20 protein-coding genes are annotated in these 23,716 nt (G+C 63.6%); 12 read left to right on the forward strand and 8 right to left on the reverse strand.

Annotated elements, in window-relative coordinates; all coding sequences use genetic code 11:
* Positions 1–7: 7 nt before the first annotated feature.
* Together ASD58_RS26810 and ASD58_RS26815 are read right to left on the reverse strand one after the other, a co-directional pair.
* Positions 8–1,264, reverse strand: a complete 1,257-nt coding sequence (locus ASD58_RS26810; RefSeq protein WP_057265377.1) for a TCR/Tet family MFS transporter — start codon at positions 1,262–1,264, stop codon at positions 8–10.
* Positions 1,261–1,911, reverse strand: coding sequence for an HD domain-containing protein (locus ASD58_RS26815; RefSeq protein ID WP_057264962.1), 651 nt, complete (start codon positions 1,909–1,911; stop codon positions 1,261–1,263). The genes ASD58_RS26810 and ASD58_RS26815 overlap by 4 nt, the downstream gene beginning before the upstream one ends.
* Before the next feature lie 145 nt (positions 1,912–2,056).
* Here ASD58_RS26815 and ASD58_RS26820 point away from each other — a divergent pair, with 145 nt between their 5' ends.
* Together ASD58_RS26820 and ASD58_RS26825 are read left to right on the forward strand one after the other, a co-directional pair.
* Positions 2,057–2,527: a chemotaxis protein CheW gene (locus ASD58_RS26820; RefSeq protein WP_057264964.1), complete on the forward strand. Its 471-nt coding sequence runs from the start codon at positions 2,057–2,059 to the stop codon at positions 2,525–2,527.
* On the forward strand, positions 2,524–4,071 hold the full coding sequence (locus ASD58_RS26825) for a methyl-accepting chemotaxis protein (protein ID WP_057264966.1): 1,548 nt from the start codon (positions 2,524–2,526) through the stop codon (positions 4,069–4,071). The genes ASD58_RS26820 and ASD58_RS26825 overlap by 4 nt, the downstream gene beginning before the upstream one ends.
* On the opposite strand, the gene ASD58_RS26830 is transcribed toward ASD58_RS26825, so the two are convergent.
* Positions 4,068–4,535, reverse strand: coding sequence for a ribonuclease HI family protein (locus ASD58_RS26830; protein ID WP_057264968.1), 468 nt, complete (start codon positions 4,533–4,535; stop codon positions 4,068–4,070). The two genes, ASD58_RS26825 and ASD58_RS26830, sit on opposite strands and share 4 nt — an antisense overlap.
* A gap of 58 nt (positions 4,536–4,593) precedes the next feature.
* Between ASD58_RS26830 and ASD58_RS26835 the strand changes: the two genes are divergently transcribed.
* From ASD58_RS26835 to ASD58_RS26855, 5 genes are read left to right on the forward strand one after another with little or no spacing between them, the layout of a single operon-like run.
* Positions 4,594–5,964, forward strand: a complete 1,371-nt coding sequence (locus tag ASD58_RS26835; protein WP_156401515.1) for an SWIM zinc finger family protein — start codon at positions 4,594–4,596, stop codon at positions 5,962–5,964.
* Positions 5,948–7,495 carry a DUF5691 domain-containing protein gene (locus ASD58_RS26840; RefSeq protein WP_156401516.1) on the forward strand — a complete coding sequence of 516 codons (1,548 nt, stop codon included), beginning with the start codon at positions 5,948–5,950 and terminating at the stop codon, positions 7,493–7,495. Before ASD58_RS26835 ends, ASD58_RS26840 begins: the two co-directional genes overlap by 17 nt.
* A gap of 2 nt (positions 7,496–7,497) precedes the next feature.
* A complete protein-coding gene (locus tag ASD58_RS26845) occupies positions 7,498–8,586 on the forward strand; it encodes an AAA family ATPase (RefSeq protein ID WP_057264974.1) in 1,089 nt (362 codons plus the stop codon).
* Entirely contained in the window at positions 8,586–10,820 is a 2,235-nt protein-coding gene (locus tag ASD58_RS26850) for a DUF5682 family protein (protein WP_057264976.1), read from the forward strand. The genes ASD58_RS26845 and ASD58_RS26850 overlap by 1 nt, the downstream gene beginning before the upstream one ends.
* Positions 10,817–11,965, forward strand: a complete 1,149-nt coding sequence (locus tag ASD58_RS26855; protein WP_057264978.1) for a VWA domain-containing protein — start codon at positions 10,817–10,819, stop codon at positions 11,963–11,965. The genes ASD58_RS26850 and ASD58_RS26855 overlap by 4 nt, the downstream gene beginning before the upstream one ends.
* Positions 11,966–11,985: 20 nt before the next feature.
* Here the strand turns inward: ASD58_RS26855 and ASD58_RS26860 are convergent, their stop codons facing one another.
* Together ASD58_RS26860 and ASD58_RS26865 are read right to left on the reverse strand one after the other, a co-directional pair.
* Positions 11,986–12,543: a YXWGXW repeat-containing protein gene (locus tag ASD58_RS26860; protein ID WP_057264980.1), complete on the reverse strand. Its 558-nt coding sequence runs from the start codon at positions 12,541–12,543 to the stop codon at positions 11,986–11,988.
* A 108-nt stretch (positions 12,544–12,651) separates the two neighbouring features.
* A complete protein-coding gene (locus tag ASD58_RS26865; protein WP_057264982.1) occupies positions 12,652–12,891 on the reverse strand; it encodes a hypothetical protein in 240 nt (79 codons plus the stop codon).
* Between the two features lie 265 nt (positions 12,892–13,156).
* Here ASD58_RS26865 and ASD58_RS26870 point away from each other — a divergent pair, with 265 nt between their 5' ends.
* From ASD58_RS26870 to ASD58_RS26885, 4 genes are read left to right on the forward strand one after another with little or no spacing between them, the layout of a single operon-like run.
* Complete coding sequence (locus ASD58_RS26870) at positions 13,157–15,346, forward strand: zinc ribbon domain-containing protein (protein ID WP_057264984.1); 2,190 nt, start codon at positions 13,157–13,159, stop codon at positions 15,344–15,346.
* Positions 15,347–15,358: 12 nt separating this feature from the next.
* Positions 15,359–17,671: a bifunctional serine/threonine-protein kinase/formylglycine-generating enzyme family protein gene (locus tag ASD58_RS26875; protein WP_057264986.1), complete on the forward strand. Its 2,313-nt coding sequence runs from the start codon at positions 15,359–15,361 to the stop codon at positions 17,669–17,671.
* Positions 17,672–17,704: 33 nt separating this feature from the next.
* The gene (locus ASD58_RS26880) at positions 17,705–18,103 is read left to right on the forward strand and encodes an OsmC family protein (protein ID WP_057264988.1); all 399 of its coding nucleotides are present in this window, start codon (positions 17,705–17,707) and stop codon (positions 18,101–18,103) included.
* Positions 18,104–18,108: 5 nt separating this feature from the next.
* On the forward strand, positions 18,109–18,993 hold the full coding sequence (locus tag ASD58_RS26885; protein WP_057264990.1) for a pirin family protein: 885 nt from the start codon (positions 18,109–18,111) through the stop codon (positions 18,991–18,993).
* Here the strand turns inward: ASD58_RS26885 and ASD58_RS26890 are convergent.
* A complete protein-coding gene (locus ASD58_RS26890; protein ID WP_057264992.1) occupies positions 18,990–20,423 on the reverse strand; it encodes an FHA domain-containing protein in 1,434 nt (477 codons plus the stop codon). The genes ASD58_RS26885 and ASD58_RS26890 overlap by 4 nt on opposite strands.
* A 234-nt stretch (positions 20,424–20,657) precedes the next feature.
* Entirely contained in the window at positions 20,658–21,089 is a 432-nt protein-coding gene (locus ASD58_RS26895; RefSeq protein WP_057264994.1) for a glycine zipper 2TM domain-containing protein, read from the reverse strand.
* Positions 21,090–21,284: 195 nt separating this feature from the next.
* Between ASD58_RS26895 and ASD58_RS26900 the strand changes: the two genes are divergently transcribed.
* Positions 21,285–22,721: a M20/M25/M40 family metallo-hydrolase gene (locus ASD58_RS26900; RefSeq protein WP_057264996.1), complete on the forward strand. Its 1,437-nt coding sequence runs from the start codon at positions 21,285–21,287 to the stop codon at positions 22,719–22,721.
* A gap of 6 nt (positions 22,722–22,727) precedes the next feature.
* Here ASD58_RS26900 and ASD58_RS26905 read toward each other — a convergent pair whose 3' ends face one another.
* Complete coding sequence (locus ASD58_RS26905; RefSeq protein ID WP_057264998.1) at positions 22,728–23,585, reverse strand: MBL fold metallo-hydrolase; 858 nt, start codon at positions 23,583–23,585, stop codon at positions 22,728–22,730.
* Positions 23,586–23,716 lie beyond the last annotated feature (131 nt).

Below are 23,716 nucleotides of genomic sequence, written 5' to 3' on the forward strand. Positions count from 1 at the left end.
TTGCGGATTATGCGCTTGTTTCCGTGGTCGCTGTGGTGGCCATGTGGTGCTGGCGGAAGTAGCGGCGGGCGACGTAAATGCCTACGGCCTGCATCGCGGCACACAGGAAGAACGTGCTGCCGATGCGCCAGTCGCTCGGGGGCAGGTGGCTGACCGTGCCCAGGATTGCGCCGCCCAGCAGCGGCATGATCACCGTGCCAAGGCTGCTGATCGACTGCAAAGAGCCCATCAATTCCCCCTGTTCGTTGGCCGGGGTGGACTTCGATAAGATGCCTTGCAATGCCGGGCCGGCGGCGAATGCCAGCAGGTTGCACAGAATGAAGACGTACATCATCCAGCCGTGGGTGGCCAGGCCGTACAGCATATAAGTGATGGCGCCCGAGGTCAGCCCCAGCAGCGACAAGCGCACCTCGCCGAATCTGCGGATCAAGACGCCGAGCAGGCCGGCCTGCACCACGGCAGCCGTCAGGCCGACGCAGAACAGGGCCGCGCCATTCTCCGCCGGGCTCCAGCCGAAGCGGAAGTGGGTGTACAGCACCCAGGTCGATTGCAGCATCATCTGCGCGCCGGTCACCAGGGCGAAAGTGATGACCAGGCCGCGGATATCCTGGCGCCGCGCCAGTTTGGCCAGCGAATTGAACGGGTTGACCGACACCAGCTTGAACCTGGTGCGCTGCGCTTCCGGCAGCGATTCCGGCACAAAGAAGTAGCCGTAAATGAAGTTGGCAAAGGATAGCGCAGCCGCTACGTAAAACGGCAGGTGCAGGTTGACGTCGCCCAGCAGGCCGCCCAGCATCGGGCCGCAAATGAATCCCAGGCCGAACGTGGCGCCGATCTTGCCGAAGCTCTTGGCGCGGTCTTCGTGGGTGGAGATGTCGGAGGCGTAAGCCGAGGCCACCGACATGCTGGCCGAGGACATGCCGCCGATCACGCGGCCGATGAACAGGCAAGCCAGGTTGGGCGCCCAGGCCGTGGTCAGGAAGTTGATGCCCATGCCGGCCATGGAATACAGCAGCACGGGACGGCGCCCGACACGGTCGCTGATCGCGCCCAGCATCGGCATGAAGATGAACTGCAGCAGGCCGAAGGTGGCGCCCAGGATGCCGTACCACAGCGCATGCAGTTCGCGGTCCTGCACGTACTGGCCAACCAGGATTGGCAGCACCGGCACGATAATCCCGATGCCCAGCATGTCGATGAAGATGCTGACCAGGACGAAGTTCAGGTTGCCTTTCGACTTGGTGCTTGGTGCGATCTCGCTCATGCTGCCACCGCCCATTCTGCGACAAAGCTGTCGCGGAAGGCCAGCAAGTCCCGCAGGCGCTGCTCGCCCAGCGCGCGGCCGGCGGCGGTCTGCATGGTGCCGGGCAGGGTAGCCAGCTTCACTTCGATGTGGTCCAGGGAGTAGATCTTGTCGTTGCGCTCGCGGTTCACGGCCAGCGGATCTTCCGGATGGGCCAGCGCGGTGCCCATGCGGCCTGCGATATAGAACATGCGCGCCAGGCCGACTGCGCCAAGGGCGTCAAGGCGGTCGGCGTCCTGCACGATGCACGCTTCCAGCGTGGTTGGCTGCAGCGCAGCGGAGAAGCTGTGGGTTTCGATGGCGTGGGCTACCGCGTCCAGCCGGTCGGCCGGGAAGCCTGCTTCAGCCAGTTGGGCGCGTGCCAGCACGGCGGCCTGGCGCGAGGCGAGGTGGCGTTCCGGGTGGTTCTTCGGCAGGTTGACCAGGTCGTGCAGGTAGCAGGCAGCCATCACGACCAGGCGGTCGGCCTCGGGATGCTGTTCCAATAACAGGTTTGCGTTGCGCCACACGCGGTGCAAATGATTGGTGTCGTGGGCGCCATCGTCGCCCGCTGCTGCGCTGGCCAGCGCCACCAGGCGCTGCTGCCAAGTGCTCAGAGAGATATCCATAAAACCTTGATTCCGTTTTTAGCTGCGCAATTGTGCCATGTATTTATCGCAAGCTTGTATGTTTCTCTAGAGCAAAATTCTTGGTGATTATTTTATTGGTCTACGGTAACATTATGCTGTCATCGTTCATAAGTGAAAAATTATCATGACCACAACTACCAACCAAGCCGCCGAGTTCCTGGCCTTTACCCTGGGGCAGGAAGAATACGGCATCGATATCCAGAAGGTCAGCGAGATCCGCAGCTACGAAAGCCCGACCCGCATTGCCAGCGCGCCGGACTACGTGAAAGGCGTGATCAACCTGCGCGGCCTGATCGTGCCGATCATCGACATGCGCGTGCGCTTCCAGCTTGGCGAGCCGACCTATGGCCCGTTCACTGTGGTCATCATCCTGCACATCGGCACCCGCACCGTGGGTATCGTGGTGGATGCCGTGTCCGATGTAACGACCCTGCAGCCGGAGCAGATCAAGGCTGCGCCGGACATCAGCGGTTCGATGGATACTGAATACATCACCGGCCTGGGCACCATCGATGACCGCATGCTGATCCTGGTCGATATTGAACGCTTGATGTCTTCCGCTGACATGGGCCTGATCGAGAAGATGGCGGCATGAAATTCCTGAATAACCTGAGTATCGGCAAACGCCTGGCATTCGGCTTTGCCGTTACGCTTGCACTGTCCATCGTGATTGCCGCCATCGGCGTGTGGCGCCTGCAGCAGGTGGCGGGCGCGACGCGCCATATGATGGAGACCCCGCTGGCCAAGGAGCGCATGATCTCCGACTGGTATTCCAAGATCGATAGCGCTATCCGCCGCACCACGGCGATTGCCCGCAGCAGCGATGCGACGCTGGGCTCATTCTTTGCCGAGGAATCGAAAGCATCGAGCGCCACCTCGGCCGAACTGCAGAAGAAAATCGAACCGCTGATCAGCGACGCCGACGAGAAAGCCTTGTGGGACCGCGTGATGGAGCAGCGCAAGGCCTATATCGCTTCGCGCGACAAGGTTGCCAAGCTGAAGACGGATGGCGAACTGGAACAGGCGAACGAAGTTTTTGAAAAGACTTACCGCCCGGCTGCCGCGCAATACCAGGACCTGGTGCAGGACCTGCTGTCGATGCAGCGCGGGAAGATCGATGCCATCGGCAAGGAGATCGACAGTATTTCGACCAACAGCCGCAGCCTGTTGACGGTGCTCGCCGTGCTGGCGGTGGCATTCGGCGCGGCATGCGCCTTCATGCTGACCAAGGGCATCACCACGCCACTGTCGCGTGCAGTGGAAGCGGCGCGCCGCGTGGCGGCGGGCGACCTGACCGGCGACATCCGCGTGCACGGCAACGACGAAACCGGCCAGCTGCTGGGCGCGCTGCGCGACATGAACCAGGCTTTGCTGAACATCGTCAGCGAAGTGCGCAACGGCACCCATTCGATCACCATCGCTTCCAGCGAGATCGCGGCTGGCAACCAGGATTTGTCGGCGCGTACCGAGCAGCAGGCGGCGTCGCTGGAGGAAACCGCTTCGTCGATGGAAGAACTGACTTCGACCGTCAAGCAGAATGCCGATAACGCACGCCAGGCCAACCAGTTGGCTGGCGCCGCGGCCTCGGTGGCACGCAAGGGAGGCAGCGTGGTGTCGGAAGTCGTGGGTACCATGGAGTCGATCGATGCTTCTTCGCGCAAGATCGTGGACATCATCACCGTGATCGACGGTATCGCGTTCCAGACCAATATTCTGGCGTTGAATGCGGCGGTGGAGGCGGCGCGCGCCGGTGAGCAGGGCCGCGGCTTTGCGGTCGTGGCGTCGGAAGTGCGCAACCTGGCGCAGCGCTCGGCGGCGGCGGCGAAAGAGATCAAGGGATTGATCGGCGACTCGGTCGAGAAGGTCAATGCCGGCACGCGCCTGGTGTCGGATGCTGGTAACACGATGGAAGAAATCGTCTCCAGCGTGCAGCGCGTTTCGGACATCATCAGCGAGATCACGGCTGCCAGTGCCGAACAGAGCTCCGGCATCGATGAAGTCTATAAGGCCGTTGGCCAGATGGACCAGGTCACGCAGCAGAATGCGGCGCTGGTGGAAGAAGCTGCGGCTGCCGCTGAATCCATGCAGAACCAGGCCAGCAACCTGGCTGAGGTGGTCAGCGTGTTCAAGGTCCGTTAAGCAGCACTTTCGCGGATCGCCTGTTGCGACAGGCGGTCCGCATCGCCATTTTTATGGCGCGGTACCCAGCGTACATTCACTTGCCCCAGGGCCGACAGCAAGTGCCCTACGCGGGCCCGATGTTCCTCCAGCGCTTTGGCCCCGGCGCTGGGCGATAACAGCACATCCTGCACCACGACCTGGCTGTCGCCGTACACCAGCAATTCCGGCACGCCTAATTCCACCGCTTTTTCCAGCGCCGCAATCAGGGCGAGATACTCCGCGTCGCCACTGCTGCCGTGGTCTGCGCGGCGGCTGATTTCTATCCGTTCGCCGGCGGGGCCCGACAACAGCACGCCGATGCCGATGCGGCCGGGATTGGGATGGGCGGAGCCGTCGAACCACGCATGCCATGCAGCGGCGGAGGCGGGGACTGGCTGGCGCGCGAGTTTTTCAGCGCGCGCACGTTCTTGTTTAATTGACATACGTAAATTATTTTGCAACACTTGCGGCTCGTTTCAGCCTCCACTTTAACAGGTGATTGTGAGCCTTACTGCCGAACAAATCCTGGCGCTTGCGCCGGACGCTGCATCCGCCAAAGCTGGCACCGGGCAGGCCAGCCTTTCCAAATGGTCCGGCCTCGGTGGCCATGCACAAGCCCTTTGGGGACTGTGCCAGGGCAGCGGCAAGGAGCCTTATCGCGCCCAGATCGACCTGGCCGGCCCCGCCTTCAAATGCAATTGCCCGAGCCGCAAATTCCCCTGCAAGCATGGCATTGGCCTTTACCTGCTGTACGCGCGCGACAGCGCTGCCTTCAAGGAGACCGATGCGCCGCAGTGGGTGAGCGACTGGCTGCAAAGCCGCGAAGAGCGCAGCGAGAAGAAGTCTGCCAAGGAGGCGGAAGCTGCGACGCCGGAAGCGATCGCGGCGCGCGAGGCGAGCCAGCAAAAACGCCAGGAAAAACGCCAGGGCAATGTGGAAACCGGATTGGCCGTGCTGGACGCCTGGCTGGAAGACCTGGCACGTGACGGCCTGGCGACGCTGCGCAGCAAGCCCTCCAGGGACTGGGATGCGATGGCGGCCCGCCTGGTCGATACGCAAGCGCCGGGGCTGGCCTCGCGCGTGCGCCGCCTTGGGCTTTCGATTTACGGCGGGAGCGGCGATGGCTGGGAGCTTGCCGCTGCGCGCGAATTGGCCCAGTTGGCGCTTGTGCGCCAGGCCTATGCGCGCCTGGCATCGCTGCCCGTCGGTTTGCAGCATGAGGTGCGCTCGGCCATCGGCTGGGTGACCAGCCAGGAAGATGTGCTGGCGCAGCCTGGTGTCCACGATCGTTGGCTGGTGCTTGGCGCCCGCTCGATGGAAGATGGGCGCGTAGGAAGTTGCGCGACGTTCCTGCGCGGAGAGAGCAGTGGGCGCTGGGCCATGCTGCTGCAGTTTTCCGCCGGCAGCCAGGCCCTGCCGCCGGCGCCGCCGACCGGTGCAATCTACCAGGGCACGGTACATTTCTACCCGGCTGCGGTGCCGATGCGCGTGGTGTTTGCCGACGACATGAAGCTGCGCAATGCTGCACCTGGCGTGCCGCCCGCAGTAGCGCCGACGTCATTCGCGATCGAGTTCGAACGCTACGCGCAGGCCCTGGCCGCCAATCCCTTCCTCGAATCCTGGCCGATGGTGCTGGAGCAGGTCACGCCGGTCCATGAGGCGGGCAATGCCATGCCGTGGTCGCTGCGCGCTGCCAATGGCGATGCGCTGGCAGTGGATGCAGCGTTCCTCCAGGGCTGGCAACTTCATGCGTTGGCGGGCGGCCATCCCTTGCGGGTGTTCGGCCTGTGGCAGGGTTATTCTTTCATTCCGCTGTCGGCCTATGTGGACGGCCGCACCTTTAATCTCGACACCGATGCAACTGCCAGTTAATTTGCATAAATCCGTGCTGGCGGGTACCAGCCGTGTTCCGTTCGATGCTGCCAGCGGCGTAACGCCTGCTTTGCTGCCGGTAGCCGGGCAAAACTTGTGGCAGGCGCTTGCCGCGCAAGATCTTTGGCAGCGCGCCGGTTTCCTGCCCGCCGGAGCAATGGAAGCGCCGGCAGGCGCGGTCCCCGATGGTGCGGCGTGCCCACGTGCCGCCGAAGATATTTTGCTGCTGCTGATGCGCGGCATGCACGCGGCCTTGCTGCCAACCTGGCTGACGCTGGCGCATGCAAAAGGCGTGGCCGTGCCGCACGCCTGCCTGGTTCCCTTGCTTGAACAGGGCATGGGCAAGCCGGCCTTGCGCGAAAAGCTGTTGCCGGTGCTTGGGGAGCGTGGCCGTTGGCTGGTGGCGCAAAACCCTGAGTGGATTTCGAAATATGTTGCCGGCTCCGATGATGCCGCTGCCGTGGACCTGGCCTGGAATACCGGCGGCCCACCGCAGCGCGCGGCAGCCTTGCGGGCAATGCGTTCCGCAGATCCTGCTGCCGCCCTGGCCACCTTGCAAGGCGGCTGGGCGCAAGAGGCGGCCGACTTGCGCGCGGCCTTGTTGCCGTGCCTGGAAGTGGGCTTGTCGCTGGCCGACGAACCATTCCTTGAGGCTGCGCTGGACGACAAGCGCAAGGAGGTGCGAGGGATCGCGCGCGAGCTGCTGGCCGCCCTGCCAGGATCCCAGCTCAGTGCGCGTTGCGCCGCTCGCATGGACGCTTTGCTTACGCTGCTGCCAAGAGGCGAGGGCCAGTTGCCGGCACTGGAAGTGTCCCTGCCGGAAGCATGCGACAAGGCGATGAAGCGCGACGGCGTTGGCGTCGAGAACCCCTATCACATGGGTGAGAAGCAGGCCTGGCTTTTCAATATGATGCAGTGCGTTCCTCCGTCGCATTGGTCGGAGCGCTGGGAACAGCCGCCGGCAGGTGTCCTGCAGGTGCTGCAGGCCAATGATTTCGGACGCGTGTTGCAGGAAGGCCTGGTGCACGCCGTCGGCCTGTCCGCCCGGGCGGGGGACGGGCAGGCTGCCGACTGGTTCGTGGCAATCCACGCATCGAAAGTGCCGAATGCCCGCGTGTTGTCGGCCAGGTTCGCCGATATGGCGATGGCCTTGCCGCCATCCGGCCGCGAGCGCGTGCTGCATGCGTGGCTGGAGTGCGGCAATGGCAGCGGCGTGCCGGATGCACTGCTGCTGGCGAGGTCGATGGCGAGCGAAGGCGGCGCCCAGGTGTCGCTGGCCTCATCGCGCCTGTTGCTGGGCCGCCTGCAGCAGATGATGCGCGAGAAGGATACGCCGGGTTACGGCATGAAGTATGAGTTCGAAACGATGGCCGGCCTGCTGGACATCGGTGAAATGGAATACCTGGAACAGGGATGGCCCGAACCGGATTGGGCGCATTGGGACAATTGGCGCCAGCTGGTCGATGAGCTGAAAGAAGCCCTGCGCTTCAAGAACACGCTGCACCGCAGCTTTACGGACAATAAGGAGTGAGCATGGCTAACGAGATCAAAGTACTGCGCCAGAGCGCCGAACAGCAGTTTGCACATGAACTGGCGGCATTGAAAGAGGCCGACCAGCGTCAGCGCCCGCCAAATTGGGAATTGTCGCCGTGGGCGGTTGCCACCTACCTGTTGGGCGGCACCCTGGATAACGGCTTCGAGATTACGCCAAAGTACATCGGCAAGCGCCGCATCATCGAGATCGCCGTGGCCACGCTGGCCACCGACCGCGCCTTGCTGCTGCTTGGCGTGCCCGGCACGGCGAAGTCCTGGGTGTCAGAGCACCTCGCGGCGGCCATCAGCGGCAACTCGAACCTGGTGGTGCAGGGCACGGCCGGCACGGCGGAAGAAACGATCCGCTACGGCTGGAACTATGCGCAACTGCTGGCCAAGGGACCGAGCCAGGATGCCGTCGTGCCAAGCCCGGTGATGCGCGCCATGCGCACCGGCAAGCTGGCCCGCATTGAGGAATTGACGCGCATTCCATCCGAAGTGCAGGACAGCTTCATCAGCCTGTTGTCTGAGAAAATCCTGCCGATTCCGGAACTGGACGAATATGTACAGGCCGCCAAGGGCTTTAACGTGATCGCCACTGCGAACGATCGCGACCGCGGCGTGAACGACCTGTCCAGCGCCTTGAAGCGCCGCTTCAACACTGTGGTGCTGCCGCTGCCGGACAGCGCGGACGAAGAAGTGAGCATTGTCGAAAGCCGGGTGGCCAGCCTGGGACGCGCGCTGGAGCTGCCGATCGAGAAGCCTGCGCTGGAGGAAATCCGCCGCATCGTCACCATCTTCCGCGAGCTGCGCTCCGGCCAGACCGATGACGGCAAGATCAAGCTCAAATCGCCGAGCGCCAGCATGAGCACTGCCGAAGCGATTTCCGTGGTCACCAACGGCATGTCGCTGGCGGCGCACTTCGGCGACGGCATGCTGCGCGGTGCGGACATGGCGTCGTCGGTAGTGGGCGCCATCGTCAAGGATCCGGTGCAGGACCGCGTGGTCATGCTTGAGTACCTGGAAACCGTGGTCAAGGAACGCGAAGGCTGGAAAGACCTTTACCGCGCCTGCCACGCTGTGCTCTGATGGCCCTGCATTTCTTCGGCATCCGCCACCATGGCCCGGGTTGCGCGCGCAGCCTGGCGCAGGCTTTGCAGCAACTGCAGCCGGATGCCATCCTGATCGAAGGCCCGCCGGAAGCGGACGAATTGCTGCCTTTGTCCGCGCATGCGGAGATGCGGCCGCCGGTGGCGCTGCTGGTGTACGCACCGGCCATGCCGCAACATGCCTCGCATTTCCCGTTTGCGGAGTTTTCGCCGGAATGGCAAGCCATCCAGTATGGCCAGGCGCATGGCGTGCCGACACGCTTTATCGACCTGCCGATGGCGCATACTCTCGCAGCGCATATGTCGGTGGCGGCGGAGGAGGGCGCAGAGGGCGATAGCACGCCGCAGCCAGTGCAGCGCAGCGGCGACGCAATGGCCCAACTCGCGCAAGCGGCCGGTTTTTCCGACTTCGAGACCTGGTGGGACCACCTGGTGGAACAGCGGCACGACAGCCTGGAACTGTTCGCCGCCATCGAAGAAATGATGTCGGTGGCGCGCAAATCGTTGGAGGAGCCGTTGTCGCCGCGCGAAGCCCAGCGCGAAGCCCATATGCGCCAGATGATCCGCGCCGCCCAGAAGCAGGGCTACGAGCGGATCGCCGTGGTGTGCGGGGCCTGGCACGTGCCGGCGCTGCGGGACATGCCAACTGCGAAACATGACAAGGACGTGCTCAGCGACCTGCCGAAAGCCAAGGTTGCCGCCACCTGGACGCCGTGGAGCTATGGCCGCCTGAGTTTCGACAGCGGTTACGGGGCCGGCGTGCAAGCCCCGGGCTGGTACCACCACTTGTGGAATACGCCGCAAAGCGCATCGACCTACTGGCTGACCGATGCCGTGCGCCTGCTGCGCAAGAATGGCCTGGATGCCTCCTCGGCGCACGTGATCGAGGCGCTGCGCCTGTCCGAAAGCCTGGCTGCCTTGCGCGATCGTCCCCGCGCCGGCCTTGGCGAGCTGCTTGAATCGCTGCAAAGCGTGCTGTTTGGCGACAGCGAGGCGCCGCTGCGCCTGATCGAACGCGAGTTGCTGGTCAACGACCGCCTCGGCACGGTGCCGGCCGAAACGCCGACCCTGCCGCTGCCGGCGGACGTGCGCCAGCTCCAGAAAAGCTACCGCATGGCGCCGCGCGCCGACCAGCAAGACCTTGAGCTGGACCTGCGCCAGCCCAAGCATATGGAGAAGAGCGTGTTGCTGCACCGCTTGTCCCTGCTGGGCATCGATTGGGGGCGCACCCGGGCGGTCAGCGGCAAAAGCGGCAGCTTCCATGAGAAATGGGTGCTGGCGTGGGAGCCGGATTTTGAAGTACGCCTGATCGAAGCCAACGTCTGGGGCGCCACCGTGGAAACCGCGTGTAATGCGCGCCTGATCCACCTGGCGCGCAACGCAACCCGCCTGGCCGACGTGACCGGACTGGCCGAACAGATGCTGCTGGCCGATGCCCGCCATGCGGTGCCGGAAGTGATGGCACGCATGCAGGCCCTGGCCGCCAGTACCCATGAAGCGGGCGCCTTGCTGGAAGCGCTGGCGCCCTTGGCCAATGTGCTGCGCTACGGCAGCACGCGCAATACCGATACGGCCAGCGTGGCGCAGGTGATGGACGGCCTGGTGCAGCGTGCCTGCATCGCCTTGCCGCTGGCGGCACGCGGCATCAACGAGGAAGCGGCGCAGAAGCTGCTGCAGCAACTGCTGCAGGCGAATAATGCAATCGGCTTGCTGCAAAAGCCAGAACATCGGGATGCCTGGCTGGAGGCGCTTGAGCAATGCACGCGCGGCCAATCGAACCCGCTGATCGCCGGCCGTGCCGTGCGCATCCTGCTGGAACAGCAGCGGTGGCAGGTGGCGCAGGTGGCACAAGCGCTGTCGCTGGCCTGCACCAATCCGATCCAGCCCTTGTCCAGCGCCGAATGGCTGGAAGGCTTCCTGCAGGGCAGCGGCTTGCTGCTGGTGATGAACGAGCAGCTCTGGCAGATCCTGCAAGCCTGGGTTGCCGGCCTGCCCGGCGAGACGTTCATGGAATTGCTGCCGCTGCTGCGTCGCACTTTCGCCACCTTCGAAGCGGCGGAGCGGCGCCAGTTGGGGCAGCGTGTGGCGACCGGCACGGTGGCATTGGCATCGGCAATGTCCAGCGCCGGAACGGATGAGGCCCGGGCCAGCCTGGTGCTGCCGGTGTTGGCGGCCTTGCTCGGACCAATTGAGACAAACGAGGTGGCAGCATGAGCGTCAAGCAGTGCTCGCAAGAAGAACTGGAACGGCGCTGGCGCCTGATGCTGGGCAGTGAAGCGGACAACCTGCCGCTGCAGCAACAGGATGCGGCGCTGGACCGCACCCTGGCCGCGCTATACGATCCGGGCGAACGGCGCGGCGGGCTGCAAGGCTCGGCGCCGAACGTGGCGCGCTGGCTGGGCGATATCCGCGAATACTTCCCTAGCAGCGTTGTGCAATTGATGCAGAAGGATGCCATGGACCGCCTCGGCCTGCACCAGATGCTGTTGGAGCCTGAAATGCTGCGCAGCGTGCAACCCGACGTGCACCTGGTGGCCACCATGCTGTCGCTGAACCGGCTGATGCCGAGCAAGACCAAGGAAACCGCGCGCCAGGTGGTGCGGCAAGTGGTGCAGGAGCTTGAACGCAAGCTGTCCAATCCAATGCGACAGGCGGTCAGCGGCAGCCTGAATCGCGCTGCCCGCAACAAGCGGCCGCGCCATAACGAGATCGACTGGCTGCGCACCATCAAGGCCAACCTGCGGCATTACCAGGCCGACTACCAGACCATTGTGCCGGAACAGCGCGTCGGCTTCGCGCGCAAGACGCAAGCCTTGCGCGACATCGTGCTGTGCGTCGACCAGAGTGGGTCGATGGCGCCGTCCGTGGTGTATGCAAGCATCTTTGCCGCAGTGCTGGCGACCATCAAGGCGGTCAGCACGCAGGTAGTGGTGTTCGACACGGCGGTCGTGGACTTGACGGATTTACTCAGCGACCCGGTCGAAGTGCTGTTCGGTACCCAGCTCGGCGGCGGCACGGACATCAACCGCGCCCTGGCTTACTGCGAGACCCTGGTACATCGCCCGCAAGAGACGATTTTCGTCCTGATCAGCGATTTGTATGAAGGTGGCAATGCGGCGCAAATGCTGGCGCGCGCGCAGGCCATGGCGGCCAGCGGCATGCAGATGATTTGCCTGCTGGCCCTGGACGACAATGGCGCACCGAGTTTCGACCGGCACCACGCGGCGCAATTTGCTGCGATGGGAATTCCTTGCTTTGCCTGCACGCCGGACAAGTTCCCCGACTTGATGGCGGCTGCCATCCGCAAGCAGGACATGGCCGCCTGGGCCGCGCAACAGGATATTGCTGTTGCGGGCTAGGCGGCTGCCTTCACGCGCTGTTAGCGGCGGTGCGGGTTGTCGGGGCGGCGGTCGTAGCGGTTAGGCACGCCGTCGCCATCGCGGTCGCGGTCATAACGGTTTGGCACGCCATCGTTGTCGCGGTCGCGGTCGTAGCGGTCCGGAATGCCGTCATGGTCGCGGTCCCGATGGCGGTCCCAGTTGCGATCGCGGTAGTAGTAATTGTCGCGGTGGTAATCGCGGTAGCCGTAGCTTGGGCCCTGGATGTAGGTCGGACGGCTGTCGTAGACGGCCCAGCCGCCCTCGCGCCATCCCCAGCCGTTATCGACACGAACCCATTGCGACGGGTTGTAGCGGTAGCCCGGGCGTTCCTGCAGCCAGTGGCCGGCCATCCATACGTGGCGGTAGCCGTCCCAGCGCCATACGCCAGGGGCCCAAACGTAGCCGTAACGCGGTGGCGGCACGCTTTCAAAACGCAGTGGTGGAGGAGCGTTGCCGATCACGACGCTGAAATCAACCTGCGCCAGCGCGGCGGTCGGTGCTAATGCAACCGTGCCAAGTGCCAGGGCGGCTGCAGCGATGAGTTTCGATTTGAACATGGCTTTTCTCCTGTTTGGTGATGCGCTGAGTTCAATATACCAAGCGCGCCGCCGCAGAGAAAAGCCTGATTCAGTTTTTTACAAATCCCGCAGGGAAGTAACAATTGCTCAGATCTTGCCGCCCTGGGCAGCCTTGCGTTCTTCCGCCAGCGAGGCTTGCTTTTCCGCTTCGCTCATGCGCTTGGCCGCCACCACCACCACCGGCACTGCGGGCGCCGGCTGGGCGGCGCTGGCGTAGCTTGCAGGGGCCGCGGTTTCACCGACACGGTTTTCATACATGAAGTCGGCGGCGCAGGCCAGGCCGATAAAAGCGATGAACAGGGCTTCGAAATTACGCAGGGCTTTCATGATGTTCTCCGGTTGAGGACTATCCATGTGCACACTGTATCCATGCGGCCTGGCGCCAGCCATCGCCGTGCGACAAGCTGTCCAAAACGTGGTGTGAAATGCAAAAAAACGGGGGCTTGGCGCCTGAATCCCGAACAGAAGGGAAAACCACCTTCATACGGAACGAATGGATGGGCTGACCCTGTGCCAAGATAAGGAGGTGTGTATTGGGTGCCTGGTGCCCCTGTTACAATCGACAGGCGCAGGGTCAGACAAGGAGTAGGAAATGTTCAAGATGTTTGGTTTTGGCGGCGTGAAGTGCCCGCGATGCGAGCACCGCAACGGCGACAGCTCCGACTACTGCAGCCATTGCGGCCTGTCGCTGGGTGCGCCGCGCAATGAGCCCGTGTTGCGCGATAACCGCTGGATTCCGGCTAACGATGAGCTGGCGGTATTTTTTGGCGTGCGCCAGCTCTCCGGCATCTTTACCAAAACCTTGCACGTGCCGGCTGCGACACGCGCTTTCATCCTGCAGGGCGAACAGGTTTCCGAAGTGCCGCAAGGCGATTATGAGCTGGAAGGCTTTTTCGCCAGAATGGGCAAGTTGCTGCGTGACGAGCGGGGCGAAATCCTGATTACGCGTACTTCGCCACTGCCGGTCGAGTTCAATTTCACGGACCTGCATAGCGCCGAATACCTGAAACTGGCCGCCCACTTCACGGTTGGCCTGCTGGTGAACAATGTGCAAGTCTTTGCACGGCATTTCATGACCGCGCCGGGCACTGTCAGCACGCTGCAACTGCATGATTTGCTGGCGCCATCAATGCGCCAGCTAGCGGCGGAATTCCTGGGCAGCCGTTCGGTGCGCGATATGGCCAATTCCAACGCGCTGCGCGAACAGCTCAACGAACGTTTGCACAGTGCATTGGGCCAGCGCCTGGCCGAATTCGGGCTGGCGGCCGTGCAGGTGGAAACCTTGTCACTTCGGCATGATAAATATGATGACAACCGCGAGCGCGAGGGCAGCCTGTTCCTGGTTGCCGACGAACGCCAGCGGCAACTGGAGCACGTCAAGCAGCTCGACCAGCTATACAACGAGGAAGAGTGGCAGGCCATCAGTCGGCAGGAGCAGAAGATGCGCAGCGATTTCCGCCGGGCGGAGTTGAAGGCCGAAGCCGAAGAGCAGATGCAAGCCATCCGCGCCCGTGAGATCGACTTGTATGGCCGCATTGTCGAAGCCAAGAGCCGCAAACAAGCTTTCGAACACGGCGCCGGCGTGGCGCTGGCCGACCTGGAACATGAACTGGCGCGCCACAAATCCCTGCACGCCGGTGAGACCGCGCAATGGGACCAGGTACGCCGCCTGGCCCAAATCAAGATGCGCACCGAGATGGAATTGGCGCAGCAGGCCGGCCTGGAGGAAAAGGCATTGGCCAGGCAGCGCTTCTCGCACCAGTTGTACCAGCAGCAGCTCCAGCACCGCATCCAGCAGGCGCTCGCCATTGAAGACGAAGAGCACCGCCGCAATCAGCTCAAGCTCTTGCGCAAGGCCGAGAACGATGCCCAGCAGCGCGAGCAGGAAATCGAAGCCGAACATCATCGCGCCAAATTCCAGGGCCTGGCGCTGGCCAATGCTGCCCGCCATCGCGAGGCGGAGCGCATCGGCGAGTGGGAAGAAGAGCAGCACCTGGCCCGCAAACGCGAGCTGGCGCGCGGCGAGGAAGCGAAGGATGCCAGTTCGAACGTCCACGTGGCCGAGATCAGCGCCAAGCTGGAAGAATTGAAGCGCAGCGGCGCCGCGGCCGAAGCGGTCGCCCAATACGAAAAGCTGCTGCGCACCATCGAGGCCGACGGCGTGCAGCAACGCCAGGGGCAAAACCTGGCACGCCAGGCCATGCTCGATCAGGTGGCGGTTGAGGAGCAACGGCTGGAACTGAAGCTGCGCGACCAGGAAGCGCAATGGCAGCAGTCGCTGAAAAAGATGGAAGTGGAGCGCGAAGAGCGCTTTAACCGCTGGAAGGTGGAGTACGACAGCATGGTGGCGCAGCAGCAGCACGCTGCCGACCTGGCCCGCATCGACATCGACCGCCTGGAAGCAATCGGCCGCATGAGCGATACGGCCAAGATTGCGCTGGCGGCGACGCCGAATGCCGAAGCGCTGGCGCGCCTGATGCGCCAGCAGGCGCAGGCGGCAATGTCGCCCGAACAGCTGCAGGCGCTGGCCGGCGTGGTGGCCGCCGAAAACAGCATTACCCCCGCCGAAGCGCTGCGCCTGGCGCGCGAGGACGTGCGGGATGAGCGTATGTACCGCGACACCGTGGGCGACAAGGAGCGCCAGCACCAGCTTGACCTGCTGCGGGCGCAAGCCAGCGTGGGGGCGACGGCGGCGCGCCGCTGCCGGAATGGCCATGCGGTGCCGACCGATTGCGGCGATGCGAAATTCTGTCCGGAATGCGGGGCGCCGCTAGCGAGGTAAAGCACGAGAGAGATGCAGACAGCCCGAGACAAGATTCGCGAACTGCGTGCCCTGCACGAAGATGGCCTGTTAAGCCTACAAGAGTTCGACCGCCGCAAGAATGCCATCCTGGACGCCGAGTACGCGCCGCCGGGAGGGGCTGCCGCACCCATCACCATCCTGCGCCAGGGGACCGAACTTGGCCTGATGGCCGGCCAGGAAATCGGCCCGCACAACCGGCGCTACCGGCTGGAGCGCCTGATCGGCATGGGCGGCATGGGACAGGTATGGCAAGCCACCGACCTGGCAACCCATGCGGAACTGGGCCACAGCGCCGTGGTTGCGCTGAAGATCCTGCCGCCGCAGCTGACCCAGAGCCCGGCCCACGCCAAGCTGCTGATCGAAGAAGCGACCCAGGCGCGCCGCCTGGCGCATGACAATATCGTGCGCGTCTACGAATGGGCGCAAGACCCGGCTACATCCAGCTATTTCATCATCATGGAATGCCTGGAAGGCCTGGACCTCGATGCCTGGCTGGCGGAACACGGCAAGGCCAGCCTGGCGCAGGTCGAGCAGATGCTGCGGCCGGTGGCCAATGCACTGCAATATGCCTGGGACAAGCACCGCCTGGTGCACCGCGACCTCAAGCCGGGCAATGTGTTCCTGACCAAGGCCGATGAGATCAAGTTGCTCGATTTCGGCATCGCTTCACGCGCGCGTTCGACCGGCACCGATCTGGGCATGGCGACGCCGAACGCGGGCACCGCCGGCTATCGCGCACCGGAGGCCGGCACAAGCCAGGGCGCACCCCGTCCCCAGGTGGATGTCTACGCGGTCGCGGTCATGATCTACCAGCTCCTGGAAGGACGGCTGCCGTTCGACCAGCATACCGCTTTGCTCGAGCCGGCCAAGCCGGCGGCGCTCAATGCGCAGCAATGGGAAGTGCTGAAGCGCGGCTTCGCCAACCGGGCCGGCGAGCGGCAGCAATCGGTTGCGCAATTGCTGGATGCCTTGCAGCAGGCGGCTGAACCAAGTGCCGAAGAAGCAGCCCGGCGCGACGCAGCGCGCTTGGCCGGGCTGGCTGCATCGCAGCAGCAGGAGCGCGAGGCGCGTGCTGCGCGCGAACTGCGTGCCCGTGCCGATGCCATTGCCCGCGCCGAGGAAGAGGAGCAGCGCCGCCAGAAGGAAGTGGAGCAGTCCGCAAGGCGCAAGGCAGAAGCCCTGGCAACGGCGCAGGAAAAAGCGCGCCAGGAGCAGTTGCGGCGCGAACAGGAGAAACAGCGCAAGGCGCAAGCCGAGCAGGAAGCCAAGGAGCGCAAGGAGCGCTTGCGCCAGCAACTGATTGCGCGCCGTGACGCCGATGCGCTGAAAGCCCGCCAGGCCGAGGAAGAATACCAGCGCAAGATGGCGCAATTGAAGGCGGAAGCAGCCTATCGCGCCGAACAGGAGCGTCACCGCAAGGAGCAAGCCGCACGCAAGGCAGCCGAACTGGCGGCCCTGCTGCCCTCTGCCAGCAGCCCGGTGGCCGATGCGGAAGGCGTGCTGCGCGACCGCTTTACCGATGGCAGCGGCGTCGGGCCGGACCTGGTATTGATCCCGACCGGACGCTTCCAGATGGGCTCTTCCGACCACGAGCACAAAACCGCTGTCAAGGCAGGCGCCCAGAAAACCTGGCTGGACAAGGAATTGCCGGCGCATTGGGTCGGCATCGAGCACTCGTTCGCGCTGGGCCGCTATCCGGTGACAGTCGGCGAATGGCTCGGCTTCGTCAAGGCGACAGGCTGGCAATCGAAGCTGGACGTGGATTGGCAGCAGCCCGGTTTCGCACAGGACGACCGCCATCCCGTGGTGTGCGTAAGCTGGCACGATGCACAGCTTTACCTGCAATGGCTCAGCGAAAAAACCGGCCAGGAATACCGCCTGCCCAGCGAGGCAGAATGGGAATACGCCTGCCGCGCCGGCAGCCACACTGCCTTCAGTTTCGGCGACCAGATCACGCCGGAGCACGCCAACTACGACGGCCATTTCACCTACAACGACGGCCCCAAAGGCAACAGCCACGGCGGCACGACGCGCGTCGGCAGCTACCAGCCCAATCCCTGGGGCCTGTTCGACATGCACGGCAATGTATGGGAATGGACGCAGGATACGGTGCACGATAATTATCTCGGCGCGCCGATCGATGGCAGCGCGTGGGAGCAGGGCGGCGACAATGCCCGCCGCATCCTTCGCGGCGGGGCCTGGCTGTACCAGCCGCGCTATCTCCGCTCGGCCCTGCGCAACGGCTATTCGGCACTGCTGGCGAACGATGTGGTGGGCTTCCGCGTGGCACGCAAGTTGGTGTAAATTGCGGGATAAACCAACAAGCAGGAAATCACCATGACCGTTAAAGTAGCCCGCGATCAGTCGCTCCCAATGCGCAGCATCCTTCATGTGCGCAACCACATCGTCTCCGTCGACGGCACCATTGAAGAAGGCGGCAACGATGCCGGCCCTTCGCCGCACGACCTGTACGACGCCGCCGTCAGCGCCTGCAAGGCCCTGACCGTAATCTGGTACGCCCGCCGCAAAGGCATTCCGGTCGAAGATGTACAAGTCACCACCGAGCGCGATGCAAGCGAAGAGCGCAAGGGCGTATACCGTCTGGCAGCGACGCTGCACCTGAGCGGCGACCTGAGCGAAGAACAGCGTGAAGAGTTGCTGGCCATCTCGCAGAAGTGCCCAGTGCACAAGCTGATGACGGCAGTGACTACCGAAATCTCCACCAGACTGGGGTAATCGCCATGAACATTGCGCAACTCCTGAAAGGTCACGAGAAGGACCTGGGCGGCGGCTTCGTCGTGCGCCGCTACCTGCCGGCGGCAGTCAAGCAGGCGGTGGGGCCCTTCATTTTCTTCGACCATTTCGGCCCGGTCGACGTGCCGGTCGATGCCGACCATGACGTGCGGCCGCATCCGCACATCGGCCTGGCGACTGTCACTTACCTGTTCGAGGGGGCAATGGAGCACCGCGACAGCCTGGGCACACTGCAGCGCATCGAACCGGGCGCCATCAACTGGATGACGGCCGGCCGCGGCATCGTGCATTCGGAGCGCACCCCGAAGGACCTGGTTGGCGTGCCTCATCGCACGCATGGCCTGCAGCTATGGGCGGCCTTGCCCAAGGCGCATGAGGAGGACGAGCCATCGTTCGCCCACACGCCGGCAGCGGCAATTCCGGAGATAGTGGTCGACGGCGCCAAAGTGCGCGTGCTGATTGGTTCGGCCTTCGGCCAGACTTCGCCGGTGAAGACCTTCAGCCAAACGCTGTACCTGGATGTGAGCCTGAAAGCGGGCCAGCAATTGAGCCTGAGCGGACTGCCGCAGGAAGCGGCCGTCTATCCGGTCAGCGGCTCGGTCGACGTCGACGGTGCACCGGTGCCGCAAAACACCATGGCCTTGCTTGACACTTCGAGTTCGAAGCGCGTCACCGCCAACACTGATACGCAGTTCGTGATCATCGGCGGCGAGCCGCTCGATGGCCAGCGTTTCCTGTTCTGGAATTTTGTTTCGTCGAGCAAGGAGCGCCTGGTCAAGGCAGCAGACGATTGGGAAGCGCAGCGTTTCGACAAGGTTCCCGGCGAAACGGAATTCATTCCGCTGCCGAAAAGGCCTGCAATCGCAACTTAAGCGGTAGCTTCGGCTGGCGGCAAGTGCGCGGCGCCGCTGCGCACGATCCAGTGTTCGGGATAAGGATCGCTGGCGAAGCGGGTATGGGCCGGAACGCGGCTCAGCTTTTCCTGTTTCGGCGTTGGCGCCAGCGCGGTTTCCTTGCCGGTGAGCTGGTCGATATGCCAGAAGCCGCCCTGGTGGTGCATCAGCAGCGGCAGGCTGGAGGCTTTGGGCAGGGCGTTGTGGCGCGGCAGCGGGTAGCCGGGATGGGTGTCTGCCGCCAGCAGAACGAAGCATTCTGCGCGCGCGCCTTCGTCGATGCGGTGCAGGATCACGCCATGCGGCATCACGGCGCTGACTTCCAGCAGCACGATGCCTTTGATGCTGGCGCTCAATTCAATCTTCATGCCGGTGCGCAGCGGCACCGGTTTGTTCTTGCCCGGCCAGACGCCATCGAGCAGCAGGCCGTAACGCGACACGTCCTCGATTTCGAAGCCATTGCGGGTACGGCGGATGACTGCGTGGCGGCCGGACAAGCGGCGCGTCAGGCCGGCGCAGTCGGGGCCTTCGGCGCTGAAGTGGTGCAGCAGCACGTCGGCTTCCGGATCGGCCAGTTCGAAGCGGCCGAACGATACTTCTTCCATCGCAAACAGGCGGATGTGGCGGCAGGCGCCGTTTTCCGGCGCGGCATTGATGAAACTGGCCGCCAGGGTAGGGTGGGGATGCGAAGGGCCGCTGCGCGGCTGCTCGATCTCGATCAGGTCTTCATCCCAGGCAATGGTCGAATAGCCTACATCCACCTTGCCCGTGGGCTCGCCGAGGTCGAGGTGGGCGATGCCGGCGTTGCGGGCGGTGACGTCGATGTCCATGGTGTTGCCGCCCTGGGCGGAAACACGGGCGATCGCGGCGTCGTCGGCCATCACGCGCACATTCTTGTGCGTGCTGAGGAAGGTGCGGTGGATTTCATTCAGGCTGGCGTCGACGCGCGGCACCAGGATGACAAAAGTGCATTCCCACTGGCGCTGGGCGTCATCGTCCTTGCTGACGATTTCGGCATGGATCTGGTACTGGCCATGTTCCTTGCCGCGCGAGGAAAATTCCACGAACACCGGGCGCCAGTCGCCGTGTACGGAGCGGATGAATTGCTGCTGCAAGGCGCCATTCGGGATCAGTTCCGAGCGCAGGCGGATCGACAATTGCGGCCCGCATTCCTGCGGCATGCCGCGCAATTCCATCTTGAGCGATTGCCGGCCGCCGGCCGCACGGGGATCAAAACCACTGATGTGCAACTGGGGATGGACGCGTGCGGGTGCAGAATAGCCTGCGACCGGGATGGCCGGCGGGCCGCTGCGGGCATTGCGCATATTGTTCAGCAGCTCATAGCTGCCGCCTTCCGCCTCGGCTGCCGGCTGCGCGTGGCCGCCGGCGCAAGTGCTTTCCCCTGGCATGACCCAGTAGGTGCAATGCGGATGGTCTGGGTTACAGCACTTGTTCATGGAAAGACGTTGGTAGGGATACCGCAACTTTACGCGTTTACCCCGTTGCTTGGCAACACGGCTTTCCTTCGATAAAGGGTGTTTTTACCCCTGTATTCGTCGCGCACCAAAAGCGCAACGTTTTGCTGTCAGATTGGCATGCAAATGGGCGAAAAAAAACCCGGCAACTGCCGGGTTCTTGTCTGATTACCAACGACCGTGGCCGTGGCCATGTCCGTGGCCGCGGTAGTAGCGGTCGCCGTAGTAGTACACCGGGCGCGGTTCAACGTAGACCGGGGCCGGCTCGTAGTACACGCGCGGGGCTGGTTCGTAGTACACGCGTGGCGGCGGGTTGTAGTAGACCGGCGCTGGCTCGTAGTAGACCGGGGCCGGCTGCGAGTACACGCGGGTCTCGACGTAGCCACGGCTGTGACGGCCGGTCGGCAGGGAGTTACCAACTGCAGCGCCTACCAGGCCGCCTACCACTGCACCGCCGCTGCCATTCTGGCTGCCGATTGCGGCACCGATTACGGCACCTGCTGCGGTGTTGAAGTCACGGTCGCCCGCGGCAAAAGCGGCGGAGGAAGCGGTCAGGGCTGCGCCCATCAGCATCAGCCCGGCAAAACGTTTGTTGAACATGGTAAGTCCCCTTTCAATCTCTGTTGGAGTGTAGATTATCCAAGCGCGAAATCTTGCGCCAGTGCATATACACATTCTTACAAACTCCACAGAGGAGAGAGAATTGTATCGTTAAGTTGCCCTCCCAGCAGGAACTTATTAAATACGCTATTGTGTCAAGTTCCGAGCGAAACTTAACCTTCTCACAGGAAACGCATGAACCTCCGCAAGCCCGCACTTTCCGCCCTGTTTATCTGCCTGCTGGGCGCAGGCTTCTCCGGCATCGCGAGTGCCGCCAGCCCGAGCGACGCCGCCACCCTGGACAAGATCCGCGATGCGGCGATGCAAAGCGATTACTCCTACCAGCGCCTGGAAGACCTGACCGACCTGGTCGGCCCGCGCCTGTCCGGTTCCGCCGGGGGCGCCGCCGCCGTGGAACAGGTGGCTGCCGCCATGCGAGCCCTGGGCGCCAAGGTCACCCTGCAGCCGGTCAAGGTGCCGCACTGGGTGCGCGGCGAAGAGAAGGGCGAACTGGTCGATTACAAAGGCCGCCCGGCCAATGTCACGCAGCGTGTGGTGCTGACGGCACTCGGCGGCTCCGGCGCTACCCCGGCCGCGGGCCTGACCGCGCCGATCGTGGTAGTGCACGATTTCGATGAACTGAAAGCCCGCGCGGCGGAAGTGAAGGGCGCCATCGTACTGTTCGACGTGGTGTTCGACCAGGGCATGGCGGACCGCGGCCTGGCAGGCAACGCCTACGGCCAGGGCTCGCGCTACCGCACCAACGGCCCACGCATGGCGGCAGAACTGGGTGCGGTGGCGGCCCTGGTGCGCTCGGTCGGCGGCGCTGATTACCGCCTGCCGCACACCGGCGCCACCAACCTGAAAGACGGGCAGCGCATTCCTGCCGCAGCCGTCACGGCGGAAGACTCCATGCTGATCGGCCGCCTGATGAAGCGTGGCCAGGTCAAGATGAAGCTGACCCTGACCCCGCAGATCCTGCCCGATGCCGATACCTTCAACGTGATCGCCGACCTGCCGGGCAGCGACAAGTCCGACGAAGTCGTCATCGTTTCCGGCCACCTCGATTCCTGGGACCTGGCCACCGGGGCGCATGACGATGGCACTGGCGTCACCACTTCGATGGGGGTGCTGGAGACCATCAAGAAACTGGGCCTGCAGCCGCGCCGTACCATCCGCATGGTGGCATGGGCCAATGAAGAGAATGGCCTGAAGGGCGGCAACACCTACTTCGAAGCCAATAAGGGCAAGCTGGAAAAGCAGTTCGCCGCGATTGAGACCGACGGCGGCGTAGGCCGCACCTTCGGCGTCATGGGCAGCGTGCGCCGCGAAGCGGAGAAGTATTTCGCGCCTGTAACCAACGCGCTGCTGCCAATTGGCGCCGGCGTGTTCAACCGCCGCGACTCGGCTTCGGGCTCGGACGTGCACCAACTGGAAGCGGGCGGCGTGCCGGCCTTCATGCCTTACGTCGATACCAGCGCCTATTTCAACTACCACCACACGCCGGCCGACACCTTCGACAAGGTCGACCCGGTGAACATGAAAAAGCACGTGGCCGTGATGTCGGCGCTGGCCTGGTACCTGGCCAATACCGACGACCCGATCGGCCGCGCGCCGGAACCGCTGAAATAAGAGAAATTACAGGGCGTTGATGGGGATCTTGAGGTAACGCACGCCGTTATCCTCGGCCTCCGGCAGGTGGCCGGCGCTGAGATTGACCTGGATGGCAGGCAGGATCAGCACCGGCATCTGCAGCGTGGCGTCGCGCTTGGTGCGCATCGCCACGAAATCTTCTTCGCTGACGCCGTCGCGGATATGGATGTTCGCGGCGCGCTGCTCGGCCACCGTCACTTCCCAGCGCGGCTCGCGGCCTGCAGGCGGGTAGTCGTGGCACATGAACAGGCGCGTTTCCGGCGGCAGTGACAGCAGGCGGTGCACCGACTTGAACAAGTCGCCGGCGCAGCCACCAGGAAAGTCGCAACGCGCGCTGCCCACGTCCGGCATGAACATGGTATCGCCGACGAATACTGCATCGCCCACCTGGTATGCCATGTCGGCCGGCGTATGGCCCGGCACGTGCAGCGCGCGTGCCTTCAGCTTGCCGATCGTGAATTCCTCGTCGGCCTCGAACAAATGGCCGAACTGCGAGCCGTCTTCCTTTTCGTCCTTGCGGTTGAAGATCGCCGAGAAGGCATGCTGCACCTTGCAGATGCCGGCGCCGATGCCGATGCGGCCACCCAGCTTTTCCTGCAGGTAGGGCGCGGCCGACAGGTGGTCGGCGTGGGCGTGGGTTTCCAACAGCCAGCTTACGGTCAGGCGATGTTCGCGCACGAAGGCGATGATCTTGTCGGCGGCCGTCGTCGCAGTGCGGCCGGCCTTTGGATCGTAATCAAGTACTGAATCGACGATGGCGCAATCGCTGCCGTCAGCCTCATAAATCACGTAGCTGACCGTGGAGGTAATGGGGTCGAAGAACCCTTGGATCTCAGGCTTCATATCAGGATAGTAGGATGATTCAAGCCCAACTATTATAAAGAATCCTGATATAGCGGGCGAGGCTTATTCGTTTTACGATGCAAGTGATCTGTGTGGCGGGAAAAACTGTCGCCGTGATAAGATTTTCGACA

This window comes from Duganella sp. Root1480D1 (genome assembly GCF_001427305.1).
Classification (GTDB): Bacteria; Pseudomonadota; Gammaproteobacteria; order Burkholderiales; family Burkholderiaceae_D; genus Rugamonas.